At 65.7% G+C, this 15,570-nt stretch carries 13 protein-coding genes; 7 read left to right on the top strand and 6 right to left on the bottom strand.

The features are described from left to right. Position 1: 1 nt before the first annotated feature. Positions 2–745 (bottom strand): TIGR00645 family protein, encoded by a 744-nt coding sequence (locus TZ00_RS12695; protein WP_084606085.1) that lies wholly within the window; start codon positions 743–745, stop codon positions 2–4. A 217-nt stretch (positions 746–962) separates the two neighbouring features. Between TZ00_RS12695 and TZ00_RS12690 the strand changes: the two genes are divergently transcribed. The 7 genes from TZ00_RS12690 (at position 963) to TZ00_RS12660 (ending at position 8,612) form a co-directional block, all read left to right on the top strand. Continuing rightward, positions 963–2,072: a TerC/Alx family metal homeostasis membrane protein gene (locus tag TZ00_RS12690; protein WP_044442205.1), complete on the top strand. Its 1,110-nt coding sequence runs from the start codon at positions 963–965 to the stop codon at positions 2,070–2,072. Positions 2,073–2,241: 169 nt separating this feature from the next. Next, the gene (gene leuC, locus TZ00_RS12685; protein WP_044442204.1) at positions 2,242–3,750 is read left to right on the top strand and encodes a 3-isopropylmalate dehydratase large subunit; all 1,509 of its coding nucleotides are present in this window, start codon (positions 2,242–2,244) and stop codon (positions 3,748–3,750) included. Beyond that, positions 3,750–4,346 carry a 3-isopropylmalate dehydratase small subunit gene (gene leuD / locus TZ00_RS12680; RefSeq protein WP_044442203.1) on the top strand — a complete coding sequence of 199 codons (597 nt, stop codon included), beginning with the start codon at positions 3,750–3,752 and terminating at the stop codon, positions 4,344–4,346. Before leuC ends, leuD begins: the two co-directional genes overlap by 1 nt. Positions 4,347–4,369: 23 nt before the next feature. After that, on the top strand, positions 4,370–5,740 hold the full coding sequence (gene murA / locus TZ00_RS12675) for a UDP-N-acetylglucosamine 1-carboxyvinyltransferase (RefSeq protein WP_044442202.1): 1,371 nt from the start codon (positions 4,370–4,372) through the stop codon (positions 5,738–5,740). A gap of 2 nt (positions 5,741–5,742) precedes the next feature. Beyond that, positions 5,743–6,483 (top strand): lysophospholipid acyltransferase family protein, encoded by a 741-nt coding sequence (locus TZ00_RS12670; RefSeq protein ID WP_044442200.1) that lies wholly within the window; start codon positions 5,743–5,745, stop codon positions 6,481–6,483. 19 nt (positions 6,484–6,502) lie between these two features. Then, positions 6,503–7,618, top strand: coding sequence for an NAD(P)H-dependent glycerol-3-phosphate dehydrogenase (locus TZ00_RS12665; protein ID WP_044442362.1), 1,116 nt, complete (start codon positions 6,503–6,505; stop codon positions 7,616–7,618). After that, a complete protein-coding gene (locus tag TZ00_RS12660) occupies positions 7,521–8,612 on the top strand; it encodes a D-alanine--D-alanine ligase family protein (RefSeq protein WP_044442199.1) in 1,092 nt (363 codons plus the stop codon). The genes TZ00_RS12665 and TZ00_RS12660 overlap by 98 nt, the downstream gene beginning before the upstream one ends. 58 nt (positions 8,613–8,670) lie before the next feature. On the opposite strand, the gene TZ00_RS12655 is transcribed toward TZ00_RS12660, so the two are convergent. Genes TZ00_RS12655 through TZ00_RS12635 form a run of 5 tightly spaced genes read right to left on the bottom strand, consistent with a single transcriptional unit; the run spans position 8,671 to position 15,553 of the window. Further along, positions 8,671–9,585, bottom strand: coding sequence for an FHA domain-containing protein (locus TZ00_RS12655; RefSeq protein WP_044442198.1), 915 nt, complete (start codon positions 9,583–9,585; stop codon positions 8,671–8,673). Further along, a complete protein-coding gene (locus TZ00_RS12650; protein ID WP_044442197.1) occupies positions 9,582–10,862 on the bottom strand; it encodes a VWA domain-containing protein in 1,281 nt (426 codons plus the stop codon). Before TZ00_RS12650 ends, TZ00_RS12655 begins: the two co-directional genes overlap by 4 nt. A gap of 25 nt (positions 10,863–10,887) precedes the next feature. Further along, positions 10,888–12,099, bottom strand: coding sequence for a PP2C family protein-serine/threonine phosphatase (locus TZ00_RS12645; protein ID WP_238579683.1), 1,212 nt, complete (start codon positions 12,097–12,099; stop codon positions 10,888–10,890). Beyond that, positions 12,096–14,417 (bottom strand): serine/threonine-protein kinase, encoded by a 2,322-nt coding sequence (locus TZ00_RS12640; protein ID WP_044442196.1) that lies wholly within the window; start codon positions 14,415–14,417, stop codon positions 12,096–12,098. Before TZ00_RS12640 ends, TZ00_RS12645 begins: the two co-directional genes overlap by 4 nt. Before the next feature lie 5 nt (positions 14,418–14,422). Continuing rightward, positions 14,423–15,553 (bottom strand): hypothetical protein, encoded by a 1,131-nt coding sequence (locus TZ00_RS12635; protein ID WP_044442195.1) that lies wholly within the window; start codon positions 15,551–15,553, stop codon positions 14,423–14,425. Positions 15,554–15,570 lie beyond the last annotated feature (17 nt).

The raw sequence follows: 15,570 nt of genomic DNA, 5'->3' as shown, positions 1-15,570 counted from the left end.
GCTAGCGCTGCTCGACGAACTTGCCGTCGATGATGTATCCCGAGACTGCGACGGCTCCGTCTGGAACCGCCGGCGCGGCAGCAGGCAGGGCCGACTGCGACGAGGGCCTGTCGGAGAGGCCTCGGCCGACCCCGTGTTTCTGCGACATGCGGTCGATGAACGCGAGCGCGATTGCCGACAGGATGAACACGACGTGGATCATGACCTGCCAGAAGACGCCATCGGCCGTGTACCGATCTTCTTCGCCGGTCTCTGACGTGGCGTTCGGAGCGCCGAGATCGTTTACCTCGATGAAGGTCTTGAGCAGATGGATCGACGAGATGCCGATAATCGCCATGGCCAGCTTGACCTTGAGCACGTTCGCATTGACGTGCGAGAGCCACTCGGGCTGGTCGGGGTGCCCCTCGATGTCGATCTTCGAGACGAAGGTCTCGTAGCCGCCGATGATGACCATGATCAGCAGATTGGCGATCATCACCACGTCGATGAGCCCGAGCACCGAGAGCATGATCACCGATTCCTCGATGTGCAGCGGGTCCTCCAGCACCTTCTCGATGAGATGAACGAGCTCGATGACGAAGACGACGACGTAGACGAGCTGCGCGATGATCAGTCCGAGGTACAGGGGTGCCTGCAGCCAGCGGCTGAAGAAGATCAGGTATCCAACGGACTTGACCCAGGCGGTCTGCGGTCGATACTGGCGAGTCTGGGACGGGTTCTCGGTGGTCTGCGGGTGGCTGGCCAAGGGGGTCTCCTGAAAGTTGGTCTCGGCGGAATCTTAGCGTCAGCATCCTGTAACATCGGCTGAAGAAGGGGAGTATCCCACCTTCATCGCAGTCGTCAATACGATCCCCATCGCCGCGGGTCCGTTGCGGTGGCGTGGCCGGTCAAGCCGGATTCGCGCGGGAGAGACTTTCGGTCGCTCGGCGTACCCGCCATCCCGAAAGGTCACACTCCCTCACATGCCTGCCACCCTCAACCTGCCCATCTGGTTCGAAGTAGGTTCCCTCGTCGTTCTGACGCTGATCCTCGTCGTCGACCTGCTGCTGGTGCTCAAGCGCCCGCACATCCCCTCGGCCAAGGAATCGACCCTGTGGGTCGTCTTCTACATCGGCCTCGCACTGGTGTTTGCGCTGCTGATGCTGATCTTCGCCGACGGCGAGCACGCGGGGCAGTTCCTGGCCGGCTGGCTCACGGAGTACAGCCTCTCTATCGACAACCTCTTCGTCTTCATCATCATCATGGCGCGGTTCAAGGTGCCGAAGAAGCTGCAGCAGGAGGCGCTGATGGTGGGCATCCTCATCGCGCTCGTGCTGCGCGGCATCTTCATCCTTCTCGGCGCCCAGCTGATCGAGAACTTCAGCTGGATCTTCTACATATTCGGTGCTTTCCTTCTCTATACCGCCTGGCAGCAGGCATTCTCGAACCACGACGATGCCGACGCGGGCGAGAGCAGACTGATTCGCTACCTGCGTCGCCACATCTCCATCTCGAACGACTTCGATGGGGCGAAGGTGCGCACCCGCATCGACGGCAAGAAGATCTTCACGCCCATGCTGATCGTCTTCATCGCGCTCGGCTCCACCGATCTGCTTTTCGCGCTCGACTCGATCCCTGCGATCTTCGGCATCACAACGAGCCCATTCATCGTCTTCACCGCCAACGTCTTCGCCCTCATGGGCCTGCGCCAGCTGTTCTTCCTGCTGGGCGGTCTGCTCGAGAAGCTCGTCTATCTGCACTACGGAATCGCGTTCATTCTGGCGTTCATCGGGTTCAAGCTGGTGTCGCACGCGCTGCACGAGAACGAGCTTCCGTTCATCAATGGCGGGCAGCACATCGAGTGGGCACCCGATATCTCCACGTGGACCTCTCTGATCGTCATCATCGGTTCGATGGCCGTCGCCACGATCGCGAGTCTCATCGCCATGCGCCGCGAGGCACGTCGTTCGGATGCCGCACCGGCGGGTGCGCCGATCGCCGGTCCGGCGGGCACGGCTCCGACACGGGTCGTGGATGCTCCGGCCGACGCCGTCGATGAGAAGTCCGATAGAGACGGCGCGCGGCGCGTCTGACCTCTCTCTGTCGGGAATGCTCGAGAGGATCGCGAGTGTTACCCTAGACGGATGCTGTCAGGTCGACTCCTTCTTGGTTGCCGCGACGAGTCCTCGTTCTAAGGCCTCACCTCGTCGCGGAGTGTGTCATGGGCTCTCGCAAGCAGATTCATAAGAGAAGGCATCACTAATGACGATTTCAGAATCCCCGGTGCGCCGCGGCAAGACCCTGGCCGAGAAGGTCTGGGAAGACCACCTTGTGGTCAAGGGCGAAGACGGCACGCCCGACCTCATCTACATCGACCTGCACCTGGTGCACGAGGTCACGAGCCCGCAGGCGTTCGACGGGCTCCGCGTCGCGGGCAGGCCCGTTCGGCGACCCGATCTCACGATCGCGACCGAAGACCACAACACCCCGACGGCGGCCATCGACAAACCCATCGCCGATCTCACCAGCCGCACGCAGATCGAGACGCTGCGTCGCAATGCCAAGGAATTCGGCATCCGGCTGCACTCGCTCGGCGATGTCGAGCAGGGCATCGTGCACGTCGTCGGTCCACAGCTCGGCCTCACCATGCCGGGCATCACCGTCGTGTGCGGAGACTCGCACACCAGCACGCACGGAGCGTTCGGCGCGATGGCGTTCGGCATCGGCACCAGCGAGGTCGAGCACGTCATGGCCACGCAGACGCTTCCGCTCAAGGCGTTCAAGACCATGGCCATCACGGTTGAGGGAGAACTTCGCCCGGGTGTGACGGCCAAAGACATCATCCTCGCCGTGATCGCCAAGATCTCGACGGGTGGCGGCCAAGGCTACGTGCTCGAGTACCGCGGCTCGGCCATCCGGTCGCTCTCGATGGAGGGCCGCATGACGATCTGCAACATGTCGATCGAGGCGGGTGCGCGTGCCGGCATGGTTGCTCCTGATGAGATCACGTTCGAGTACCTCAAAGGCAGGCCGCACGCTCCCCAGGGCGATGACTGGGATGCAGCCGTCGAGTACTGGAAGACGCTGCGCACCGATGACGACGCCGTCTTCGACGCCGAGGTGTTCCTCGACGCGAATGAGCTCGAGCCGTTCGTCACGTGGGGAACGAACCCCGGCCAGGGCGTGTCGCTCTCGCAGCCCGTGCCCGATCCCTCGGCGATCATCGACCCCAACGAGCGGGCTGCCGCCGAACGGGCCCTCGAGTACATGGATCTCGAGGCAGGCACCCCGATGAAGCAGATTGCGGTCGACACCGTCTTCATCGGCTCCTGCACGAACTCGCGCATCGAAGATCTGCGGGCCGCCGCTGACATCGTTCGTGGTCGAACCAAGGCCGACAACGTGCGCGTTATGGTCGTTCCCGGTTCCGCTCGAGTTCGCATCGAAGCCGAGGCCGAAGGGCTCGACAAGGTGTTCAAAGACTTCGGTGCCGACTGGCGCTTCGCCGGATGCTCGATGTGTCTCGGAATGAACCCCGACCAGCTCGCGCCAGGTGAGCGTTGCGCGTCGACCTCGAACCGCAACTTCGAGGGTCGCCAGGGCAAGGGAGGCCGCACACACCTCGTCTCGCCTCTCGTCGCTGCGGCGACGGCGGTTCGTGGAACCCTGTCGAGTCCATGGGATCTCGCCATCGACGATGCTCGACTGGTGGATGCAGGCCCTTCGACAGGCTCAGGGAACGCGGGCTCAGGGAATGGAAAGGGCGAATAATGGAAAAGGTCTCAGTCATCACCGGAGTCGCCGTGCCGCTCGAGCGGTCGAATATCGACACCGACCAGATCATCCCCGCCGTCTTCCTCAAACGGGTCACCAAGACCGGCTTCGATGACGCTCTCTTCTACGCGTGGCGCCAAGATCCTGATTTCGTGCTCAACAAGGAGCCGTTCAAGACGGGATCCGTGCTCGTCGCGGGCCCCGACTTCGGAACCGGTTCTTCGCGTGAGCACGCTGTCTGGGCGTTGCGTGACTACGGATTCAAGGCCGTGCTCAGCGCGCGATTCGGCGACATCTTCCGGGGCAACTCGGGCAAGCAGGGGCTGCTCGCAGCCCAGCTCGCAGAAGCAGACATCGAGAAGATCTGGGCGTTGATCGACGCCCAGCCCGGTCTCGAGGTCACGGTCGATCTTCCGGCGAAGACGGTGACGGCGGGGGCGCTCACCGTGCCGTTCGAGATCGATGATTACACTCGATGGAGGCTTCTCGAAGGCCTCGACGACATCGGGCTCACCCTGCGCGACGAAGCGCGAATCACGGAGTTCGAGGGCCGCCGCGAAGGCTGGCGTCCGAAGACTCTCCCCGTTAAATAACAGCAGTACAGGCGGTTACATCAGTGAATTCACTCCTTCAGGACGCACAGCAGGCAGCACGCAGGGTCGGACTTCCCAGCGACACGATCATCATCAACGGCGGTCGACCGCTTCGGGGCACCATCGATGTGCGGGGGGCTAAGAACCTGGTCACCAAGGCCATGGTCGCCTCCCTCCTCGGCGACACCAAGAGCATCCTTCGCGACGTGCCCGACATCTCCGATGTGCACGTTGTGGCGAGTCTCCTCGAGGCGCACGGAGTGACGATCTCGGGCAGTGCCGAGACAGGCATCCTGATCTTCGACCCGACCAACGTCGCCAGCGCCAACAGCGCCGAGATCGACGCCCTCTCTGGATCGAGCCGTATTCCCATTCTGTTCTGCGGGCCGCTGCTGCACCGTCTCGGTCACGCGTTCATTCCCGACCTCGGCGGATGCCGCATCGGCGACAGGCCGATCGACTTCCACCTCGACGCGCTGCGCAAGTTCGGAGCCATCGTCGACAAGCTTCCGAGCGGCATCGACATCTCCGCCCCCAACGGTCTGCACGGAGCGAAGATCGAGTTCGCCTACCCGAGCGTCGGCGCCACCGAGCAGGTGCTGCTGACGGCCGTTCGAGCCAAGGGCACCACGGAGCTCAAGAACGCGGCGATCGAGCCCGAGATCATGGATCTCATCGCCGTTCTGCAGAAGATGGGCGCGATCATCTCGGTCGAGCCCAACCGCGTGATCCTCATCGAAGGCGTCGACAGCCTGAAGGGCTACGACCACCGGGCGCTGTTCGATCGCAACGAGGCCGCGAGCTGGGCCTCGGCAGCGTTGGCCACCGGCGGCGACATCACCTGCAAGGGTGCCAAGCAGCAAGACATGATGACGTTCCTCAACGTCTTCCGCAAGATCGGCGGAGCGTTCGACATCGAAGAAGACGGCATTCGCTTCTACCACCCGGGCGGTGACCTCAAGCCGGTTGTCATCGAGACCGATGTGCACCCCGGCTTTATGACCGACTGGCAGCAGCCGCTCATCATCGCTCTGACACAGGCGATCGGAACATCGATCGTTCACGAGACCGTGTACGAAGATCGCTTCGGCTTCACGGATGCGCTGGTCGACATGGGTGCGAACATTCAGGTGCATAAGAACGGACTCGAGGGTGGCGAGCGCCGCGTTCCGCGCCGCCCTCTCGAGCAGGCCGCCGTCATTACCGGGCCCACCAAGCTGCATGGCAGCGAGATCGTTGTTCCCGACCTGCGCGGCGGCTTCAGCCACCTCATCGCCGCGTTGACCGCAGACGGCCGCTCGACCGTCAGTAACGTGGGACTCATCGGACGCGGCTACGGAGACTTCGTGGCCAAGCTCGAGAAGCTCGGAGCTGACTTCTCCTTCGAGGCTTAGCAGTGGCGAACCAGGCGTCCGAGAAGACCATCGGATTCCGCGCTCTCGCCGCCGTGCTGGTGCCTTTTCTGTCGAGCATCGCGAAGATCGAGTTCACCGATCCGCAGAAGCTCCCCAAGACGGGCGCGTTCGTGCTGTCGCCGAATCACTACAGCAACATCGATCCGGTGATCATGGGCTGGTCGATCTGGAAGCTCGGCAGAGCTCCACGCTTTCTTGCCAAGGCCTCCCTGTTCCGGGTTCCGGTCGTGGGTGCGGTTCTTCGGGGTACAGGGCAGATCCCGGTGGAACGTGCCGGCTCGGTTCGGGGAAGCGAGCCGCTGAAAGCTGCCAACGGGCTGGTCGAGAAGGGCAACGCCGTCATCATCTACCCGGAGGGCACGCTCACCCGTGACCCGCAGATCTGGCCCATGAGGGGTAAGACCGGCGCGGTGCGGATGGCCCTCGAACAGAATCTCCCGCTCATACCGGCGGCCCACTGGGGCACCCAGGCCGTGATGGCCCGATACTCCAACAAGCTCAGCCTCTTCCCCCGCAAGACCATCAAGGTCGCATTCGGCGACCCGGTCGATCTCACCGAGTTCCGCGGCAAGCCGATCAATTCTGCGGTTCTGACTGCCGCCACAGAGCTGGTCATGGCTGACATCACCGCGCTCCTCGAGGGGCTGCGGGGAGAGACCGCACCCGTTGAGAGATGGAACCCTGCCGCGCACAACCAGAAGGAGACCGGTCGTTTTGAGTAGGACCAGGCCCGTGGCAGTCATGCCTCCCCGCCGTCGCGTCACGGTGCTCGGAGCGGGAAGCTGGGGAACGACGTTCGCGAAGATTCTCGCGGACGGCGGCAGCGACGTCACGCTGTGGGCTCGACGCCCCGAACTTGCCCGGGAGATCAGGGAGGCCAAGCGCAACAGCGACTACCTTCCCGGCATCAACCTTCCGCTGACAGTCACAGCCACATCGAGCCTGGCCGAGGCGCTGGCCGGTGCCGAGATGGTCTTCGTGTCGATTCCCAGCCAGAGCCTGCGCGATAACCTTGCCGCGATCAAACCTCTGCTCCCTTCCGAAGCACTGGTGATCAGTCTGATGAAGGGCGTCGAGAAGAAGTCCGGCCTGCGGATGAGCGAGGTGATCGAGCTGGGACTGGAGATCGATCGCGATCGCATCGCCGTCGCATCCGGCCCGAACCTCGCGCTCGAGATCGCCAAGGAACAGCCCACGGCAGCCGTCATCTCGTCGCAGAGCCTCGAGACCGCCCAGCGAGTCGCGATGGTGGCGAGCAATCGCTACTTCCGCTCGTTCGTGAACGTCGACGTCATCGGCACGGAGTTCGGCGGCGTGCTCAAGAACCTCATCGCGGTGGCCATCGGCATCGTCGACGGCGTCGGCTACGGAGAGAACACGAAGGCATCGATCATCACGCGAGGCCTGGCCGAGATGACCGACTTCGCCGTGGCCTACGGGGCACACGCCGACACGCTCGCGGGCCTGGCAGGGCTCGGCGACCTCATCGCCACAAGCAGCTCGTCGCTGTCTCGCAACAACACGGCAGGCCGCCTGCTGGGCCAGGGCTACAGCTTCGCCGACGTCGTGAAGAGCATGCAGCAGACAGCGGAAGGCCTCGCTTCTGTCGCCCCGATCCTCGAATTGGCTGCTGCCAAAGGCGTGGACATGCCCATCGTCAGGCAGGTGAGCGAGGTACTGGCCGGTACGCTGAATCCTCGGGACATAGCTCCCCACCTGACGACGGACTCCGACGAGCCGCAGGGCGAAAGGACAATCGATGGCCGGAAAAACACTGGTGGCTCTGCTTTTTGGAGGCCGTTCAAGCGAGCATTCAATCAGCTGCGCGACGGCGGGCGGAGTTCTTCACGCGATTGATCGCGAGCGGTTCGACGTTATTCCGATCGGCATCACCGGCGAGGGGTCTTTCGTTCTCGAAGACGACGACCCGGCGAAGTTCGCGATCGACGCCGACGCAATGCCCCGTGTGCTCGACAACGGCACCCGAATTCGCTGGCCAGACAAGGTCGGCGATCGCACGCTGACGGTCGAGCTTGCCGACGGCACGTCGCGCAGCCTCGGCGAGGTGGATGTCGTGTTCCCGATTCTGCACGGACGCTTCGGCGAAGACGGCACCGTTCAGGGCATGCTCGAACTTCTCGGCCTTCCGTTCGTGGGCTCGGGGGTGCTCGCATCGGCGCTCGGCATGGACAAGCACTTCACCAAGACGGTTCTGCTGCAGGCAGGCATCGAGGTGGCTCCCTGGACGACGGTGTCGGCCAGGCAGTGGGCCCAGTCGCCCATACTCGTCGCCGAACGCGCCTCCGGCCTCGGGCTTCCGGCCTTCGTCAAGCCGGCCCGCGCCGGCTCCTCTGTGGGTGTGAGCCGCATCACTGACTGGTCGCAGCTTGCCGAGGCTATGGAGGTCGCCCTCGCAGAGGACGACAAGGTTCTCATCGAAGAGGGCATCGTTGGTCGCGAGGTCGAGTGCGGAGTGCTCGAGGGCCGCGACGGTGGGCCCACCCGTGTGTCGGTGGCCGGCGAGGTCGTTATGACCGACAGGGCGTTCTACGACTTCGACGCCAAGTACCTCGACGCTCCCGGCATCGAACTGGTGTGCCCTGCTGCGATGAGCGACGAGCAGCTCGCCACGATGCAGAGCATCGCAGCCACGGCGTTCGAAGCCATCGGCGGGGCCGGCCTTGCGCGCGTCGACTTCTTTCTCACTGAGAACGGCTTCGTCGTGAACGAGCTCAACACGATGCCCGGATTCACGCCAATCTCGATGTTCCCGGCCTGCTGGATCGCGACGGGGCTGAGCTATCCGCAGCTCATCGACGAGCTCATCGACCTGGCGCTGCCGACGCCCTGAGGCTGTCGCACTCTGAGCCTGTCGAAGGGCCCCTTCGACAAGCTCAGGGAACGGGCATTTAGGCCTCGCCGGGCAGCGCCTTGCGAATGACGAGACGGGTCCAGGCGCCCACAAAGATGCGGTCGCCGTCGTTCACCTCGCGGCGTTGCCCCGGCTGGATAGGAACCGTCGGCAGCTCCTCGCCAGCGGCACCCACGAAGGTGCCGTTCGACGACTGAAGGTCTTCGACCCACCAGCGCTGCCCATCGGTGTTGAGCTGGCAATGCCGTCTCGAGACCCCGCTGTCGGTGCCGCATTCGATCTGCGGGTGAATATCACGAGAGACGGATGTGCGGCCCACCAATAGGCTGCTCTGCTTGAGAACCACGATCTCGGGCAGCCCCCCAGAGGGCAGCGGATCGTCGGACTTCTGAGCGGCGTACCACTCGGGATCGACCCACACCTCGGCAACCCAGCTGTTGTCACCCTCGATCGTCGACGTGGCGGGGGAGGAGACCACAGGACCCGTCGGGCCTTCCGGCTCCGAGGGTTCGGCCGCGCCGGCGGGCTCAACCGTGGGTTGGCCCTCGATGGCGGGAGCCTCGACGTAGCCGGGGTCGCCAGACGCTTCATGCTTGCCGAGGTCGCCCTCCTCGATGTCGAGGCTCGACACCGGGGCGACGACGGGAACGACAGTGGGCGCGTTGGGCACAGGAGCCGGTGCCGTAAGCGGAGCGGCGAATCCCGGCGCGTCGGGGTCTGGTTCGGGCAGCGACCCCGTCGTGAAGTCATACCCGCAGTTCTCGCAGAACAGCGCATCCGGCAGGTTCGGGAACGAGCAGTTCGGGCATGTGATCGGCTCGCTCGAGCCCGAGGAGGTCGGGGCGGCCGCCGTCGGTGTCGGTGCAACGGGCGCCGCCGCAACCATGGGCGTTCCGCACACGTCGCAGTAGTCGGTCGATGCCGACGAGTGTCCGTTGGGGCAGAGGGTCATTTGCGCACCCGCGTGGTCTTGGTCGACGCCGTGTCGAGCGCCATCTCATCGAGCTTCGCCACGTCGCGACGAAGCCGCACGGTGCCTTCGTTCGCGTCATCGATCTCGACGACCTTGCGGAGCTTCGCCGTCGCTTCGTCGTTGCCGGTTTCAGCAGCGAGCTGAACCGCGCGCCCCAGCTTGACAGTGGCCGTTGCGGCATCGCCGGCGGCTTTGGCCGCGAGGCCGTCCTGGATGGCGGAGGCGAGCTCGGTCTGGCCCGTGTAGTGCGCCACGGCCGGGTCGATGCGCGCCGTGAGCGCGTCGTCATTCGACCAGCGCGCTTTCACGAGACCGGATGAGACGACCTCGTCGCGCACGGTCAGTTGCACACGTGCGGCGAGCTGCTCAGATCCAACGGGCTTGGATGCGACCCGCACGGCAACGTGATAGTCGCGGGATTCGTCGCCCCATGATCCGGTGGGGTACGACCCCGTGAGCGGGTTGACCATGGTCTTGCGGGTGGTGAGATCTTCGACCGTGGGCGCGACCTGTCGTACGAACAGCACCTCGGCGCCCTGGGGGGCCCAGACGCGCAGCTCGGCCGACGCCACGCCTCGGCCCATCGACTGCTTGATGATGCTCTCGAAGTCGGCGGCCATGTCGGCGGGCTTGGCGATGAGGTCGACCGTGCCGAGCAGAGCCGTGGCGATCTGGCGCAATTCGTCGACCTGCCAGCGCGAACCGACACCGCGGGCATCGCACTGGAACACGCCGGTGGCGTTGTAGATCGCCTGGCTGAGCGCCTGCGCCGATTCGTGCTCGTTCTTGCCGTCTGTGAGGAGGATCGCGTGACGCTGAGTGGCCTGCGGAGTGGCCTGAAAGAGTTCGCGTGCCAGCGTGAGCCACGTGCCCATCGCCGTTCCGCCGGAGGGCTGGAGAGCGGCGACTGCCTGCTTGGCCGCGGCACGGGCACCCGGCTCCATCTGCACCATGGGAAGCCGAGCATTCGGGTACGGGAATGCGCGAGCCGCCGTGTCGGTGCCGGAGATCACGGCGAACCACGTGCCGTCGAGGATCTGGTCGATCGCCACGGAGGCCGCGTGCTTGGCCGCTCCGAGGTTCTCGCCGGTCATCGATCCAGACGTGTCGACGATGATGATCTCGCCCGCAGCCATGCCCTGGCCTTGCCCCGCCTGACCTGCGCCTGAGACCGTGACGGTCACGATGGCGTGAACGTCGGTGGCCCCGTCTGAGAGGAATTCATTCTGAAAAACGCTGGCTGTGAACTCTGCCACGGGAGACTCCTCTATCTGTCATAGATCAGGCCGGCTGGGCCGGTGTAGGTACAACGCTATCGAATCGAGCGAGCACGGCGGTGATGTTGTCTTGACCGCCCTGCTCATTGGCCCAATCGACAAGCGACGAGGCCACCTGAACGGGGTTGCTTCCTACCAGTCCTACGACCCGGTGCACGAGCTCGGCGAGATCGTCGGCGTCGGAGCAGTAGTTCCAGAGGCCGTCTGAGCAGACCAGAATCCAACCGGCGCCCGTCGGATACGTGGGCACGACGTGGGGAACCTCGTCGGGCGAGTCGGCACCGAGCCAGCGAGTGATGGAGTGCGCCTGCGGGGCGCTCTCGGCCTGCTGACGTGACATGCCGTGGGCCATCATCTCCTGCGACCACGAGTCGTCGGTGGTCAGCTGGCGAGACTTGCCGCTGTCGGCGATCCAGTAGACCCGGCTGTCGCCGACTCCTCCGACGACCACCAGGGGGCCGTCGATGACGGCTGCCGCGAAGGTGCACGATGGCGGATTCGTTCGTGCCGCCAGTTCGCCGATCGCCTCGTAGATCGCGGCGCTCGAGCGTTCGCCGGCCTCGAGCATCCGGTCTGACCAGCGGGCCTGCGCGAGTTCGTCGCCGTGGCCGTCGGCGACGTCGGTCTCTCGCCCGGCGGCGAGATGGGCGGTTGCGGCGCGAGCGGCGGCGAGGCTCGCCTTGTCTGAGCCCGGCGTCGATGAGACCCCGTCGCATACGACCAGCACGGCGAACTCCCCGGGTTGCGGGTCTGCCGCCAGAGCCATCGCGTCTTCGTTGATCTCGTGCCGGATGCCGCGGTCGCACACTCCGCCGACCCAGGCTGCGGGTGCCTCCTGCCAGTGGTCGCGCTCGCTCTGAGCGGGCTTGCCGCAGAGTTCGCAGTAGCCGTCATCGGCGATGCTTCCGCCGCAGTAGACGCAGGCGCGTCGCGGTGTGGAGGTCGACGACGTGGCCTCGTTCTGTTCGGCCACCGCCTCGGTCTCGCCTGCTTCGGGAGCGGTGCTCACCTCGACGAGGTCGCCGAGCTGGGTGCCGCACTCCTCACAGTACTTCGCGTCGGGATCGTTGACCGTGCCGCAGGCGGGACAGAGAACCGGCACCGACGACGCAGCCGGCGTCTCGGCTGGGGCCGCCTCGACGGTCGGTGCGACCTCGGAGCCGGGCACAGGCTCGACGGGAGGCACAGCAGCGCCCCCGATGTGTGCATCGCTCACGAGAGGGTCCACCGTCGAACGCGGTTGGCCTCGTCGACCAGGTGCACGCGTTCGGCCGGGTTCTCGGTAAGGCCGGCGAGTTCTCGATAGGCGCGCTCAAGGCCGTCGCGAAGCGGCCCTTCCTGCGCGGGGATGCCGCCGACAACGGAGTCGGTGGACGGGCCGGAGTCGCGCACCACCGCCAGGGCGGATGCCAGGACGCTGGCGGTGAGCTCGACGCGCGACCTCGAATCGATCGATACCGTCGCGACGCTGTCGAGTGCGGCGGCCAGCGACGGCAGTCCGCGGTTCGACGTGGCCAGCAGCTCGGCGCGCCGACGACGGGCGTCGACGTAGGAACTGCGCGTGGGCGTGACGAGATCGAGGGCCGTCAGTGCGCCGTCGAGGTCACCTCTCTGCTCGCGGATCCGAGCGAGACCGAACGCGGCCGCGGCGGTGTAGTTCGCATCGGAACGCGCGCAGATGATGTAGAGGCTCTCGGCAATCTCTGGCTCGCCACTGGCCTCGCACGCCGCTGCGAGGGCGAGCTTCGGGGCGAGTTCTCCGGGCACCTGGCCGTAGACGGTATTGAACGACGCGCGGGCACTGCGCGCATCTCCCTTGGCGAGTTCAGCGAGGCCGGCAAGCCACACGGCCCGCCATTCCCACGGGTCATCGGTGAGAATCTCACTCATCACGGCTTCGACGGCCGGAAAATTGCCTGACTCGATGGCCGCCCGAGCACGGGCGAGACGGATCTCGACAGTGACGTTCGGAGCGGACTCGAGGGCGATCAGGCGCGCGGCCGGGTCTTCCATGTTCACCCCCGCGAGCCAGCTGCGGGCGGGGTCGGACTCGTCGACCTTCAGCCCCGGCAGCGCATCCCAGGGCAGTGGTCGATCGACGACGTCGGCGACGGGCGCCTCGAAGAGAACGGATGCCGCGGAGTGCAGCGCGGGGTGGCCCGGTCCGCGGTCGGTGGCTACGACCTCGCGCAGCACTCCCAACAGCTGGGCGCGCAGCTCGTCGACTGACGCGAAGCGGTCTGACGGATCGAACGCGCACGCCTTGGCGAGCAGCCGGTAGAAAGAGTCGTATTTCTGGAACACGGGGGTGTCTGCGACATCGGGCAGCGACGACACGAAGGTCGTCTGGTTGCCGCGGAAGTCGAGCACGAGCGTGGCCAGGGTTCGGCCGATCGTGTAGATGTCGGCTGCGACGGAGGGGCCTACGTCGGGAACCTCGGGCGCCTGGAATCCGACGGTTCCGAAGATGGCCGAGGTCTGATCGTCGATGCGGCGCACACCGCCGAGGTCGATCAGCTTCACCGTGTCGCCGACCTGGATCATGTTGTCGGGCTTGAAATCGCAGAACAACAGATTGATGTCGTGCAGATACTGGAAGGCGGGCAGGATCTCGAGCACGTAGGCGAGCGCCTGGTCGACCGGCAGAGGGTCGACGACACCGTTGTTCGCCTTCATACGCTCTTTGAGGATCACCTTGAGCGAAGGACCGCCCACGTACTCCATCACGATGTAGCCGGCGCCATTGAACATCACGAAGTTGTAGATCTCGACGATCAGGGGGTGCTCGACCTCGGCGAGGAACTGGCGTTCCGTGATCGCCGCGGCATAGGCATCCGGATCGCCCGAGTTGAGCAGGCCCTTCAGAACCACCCAGCGGCCCGAGACGTTCTGGTCACGGGCGAGATAGATCCAGCCGAGACCACCGAACGCGAGGCAGCCGACGACCTCGTACTGGCCGCCGACTACGTCGCCCGGCTTGAGCTGGGGAGTGAAGGAGAAGGGAGTGCGGCAGTTGGGGCAGAAGCCTTCGGTGCGGCCGGGCTTGCCGTCGCGACCGCGACCAACCGGCTTGCCGCAGTTCGAGCAGAATCGCTTCGCTTCGGGGAGCTCTGCGACAGCCATGACCGCTTTCAGCGGATCTGCGGGTGGCTCGGTGGGAACGGTGGTGAGCCCGGCGCCGAGGCGTGGGCCGCGGAGGCGAGTGGAGGTCGTTCCGAACCGGCGGGTCGCCTTGGAGCCGGTCGCGGCGGTACGTGCCGACCCCAGCGCCGCCGTGGCGAGTCTCGCCGACGACGTGCGGCCGGTGCGCGTCGAACCGGCCTGCGCGAAGTCGGGATCAGCGTCGGCTCCGGCCTGCGGGCCGGCCGAGAAACCCGTGCCCAGCTTGGCCGAGGGTGACGCGGCGGCGGCAGTGCCGCTGCCCGACGCTGGGGGAAGTGGGGTTGGCGCTGCGGGCGAACCGCAGACGTTGCAGTAGCCGTCTTCGATCACACCCGTGCAGCCGGGCTGCTGGCAGTGCTGGACATCGGTCATGACGTTTAGCGTCCTTCCTGACCTTGACGCGGCGGGGATGCCGACGGCAGGTCACGGGTGAGAAATTGGTATTGCTCGACGTAGAAGCGGGCGAGGCGCAGATCGCACGGAGTGGTGTCGACGGCCTCTTTGGCCTCGAGGTAGCCGGCCGCGACAGTGGGCGACGCCGAACGGCCGGAGCTCTCGGCCTTGGCGTGATAGCCAGACAGCCGATAGCGCAGTTCGGCGCGCTCTCGCAGCTGGCCTGCATAGGCGTCTTCGACAGCCTCGAAGGCGCGGTTCACCAGGGCGAGGCGAGCGATCCAGGAGTCGAGCGCGGCACGCGACTGCGGAACCGGTCCGAGCTTCGACACATCGGGGATCGCCAGCTTCGGAGGGTCGACGATCTCGCGGCGGCAGCGCTCGGCCAGAGCCCGCAGCACCGGCTCGCGTCGCTCTGCGGCGGCCGCGTCGTCGGCCGCCTTGCGCGCATCCCGGGCCAGGTCGCGCTTCTGCGAACTCGCGACGATGAGGTCGCGTTCGAGGTGCGCCGAGTCTTGCACCAGTTGACCAAGCGGTCCGGTCACGTCGGCGCCTCGGCCGGCCTTCTCGGCGAGGGCCTCGAGCCGGTTGCGCAGGGTGGAGACCCGCGCTGCGCTGTCGGGGTCGGATGCTGCCAGGTCGCGTGAGCGCTCGAGTTCCGCGCGCAGGCCGACGATGCGCGCGGTGGTGCCCGCGGCCCGCGGGTCGAGGCTGAGTCGCGTCGTCAGCTGCGAGACGAGGGCGTCAGCGAGTCGCACGGCCTCGACGAGCGAGACGAGCTCTGCGCCGCCCCCGGAGTCGAGCCGACCCCAGATGAGCTGCGACATCTTCTGCCTGGCGACCGTGTCGACGCGGCCGGAATCCCAGACACTCTCGAGGCTCTCACGGCGTTTGCGAGTGGCCTCCCACAGCGTCTCTGCGAGAACGATGTCGGAGGTGTAGGAGTCGGGCTCCTGCGACGCGAGGGCCGCAGCGCCCAGACGATCGAGTTCTTTTCTCTGCCGATCGACCCACTCGCCGAGACCGGTGAGATAGCTGAGCAGTTCGCCGGGGTCGATCGCCTCTCCTAGGCGCCCGGGAGCGACCGGCGTGCTTCCGTTGGCGGTCATCGTCATCGCTGCTCCTCTCGGCG

It is taken from the genome of Agreia bicolorata, from assembly GCF_000938265.1.
GTDB classification, from domain to species: domain Bacteria; phylum Actinomycetota; class Actinomycetes; order Actinomycetales; family Microbacteriaceae; genus Agreia; species Agreia bicolorata.
The sequence above is the reverse complement of the archived record's forward strand: the minus strand, read 5'-3'. Positions and strand labels throughout refer to the sequence as shown.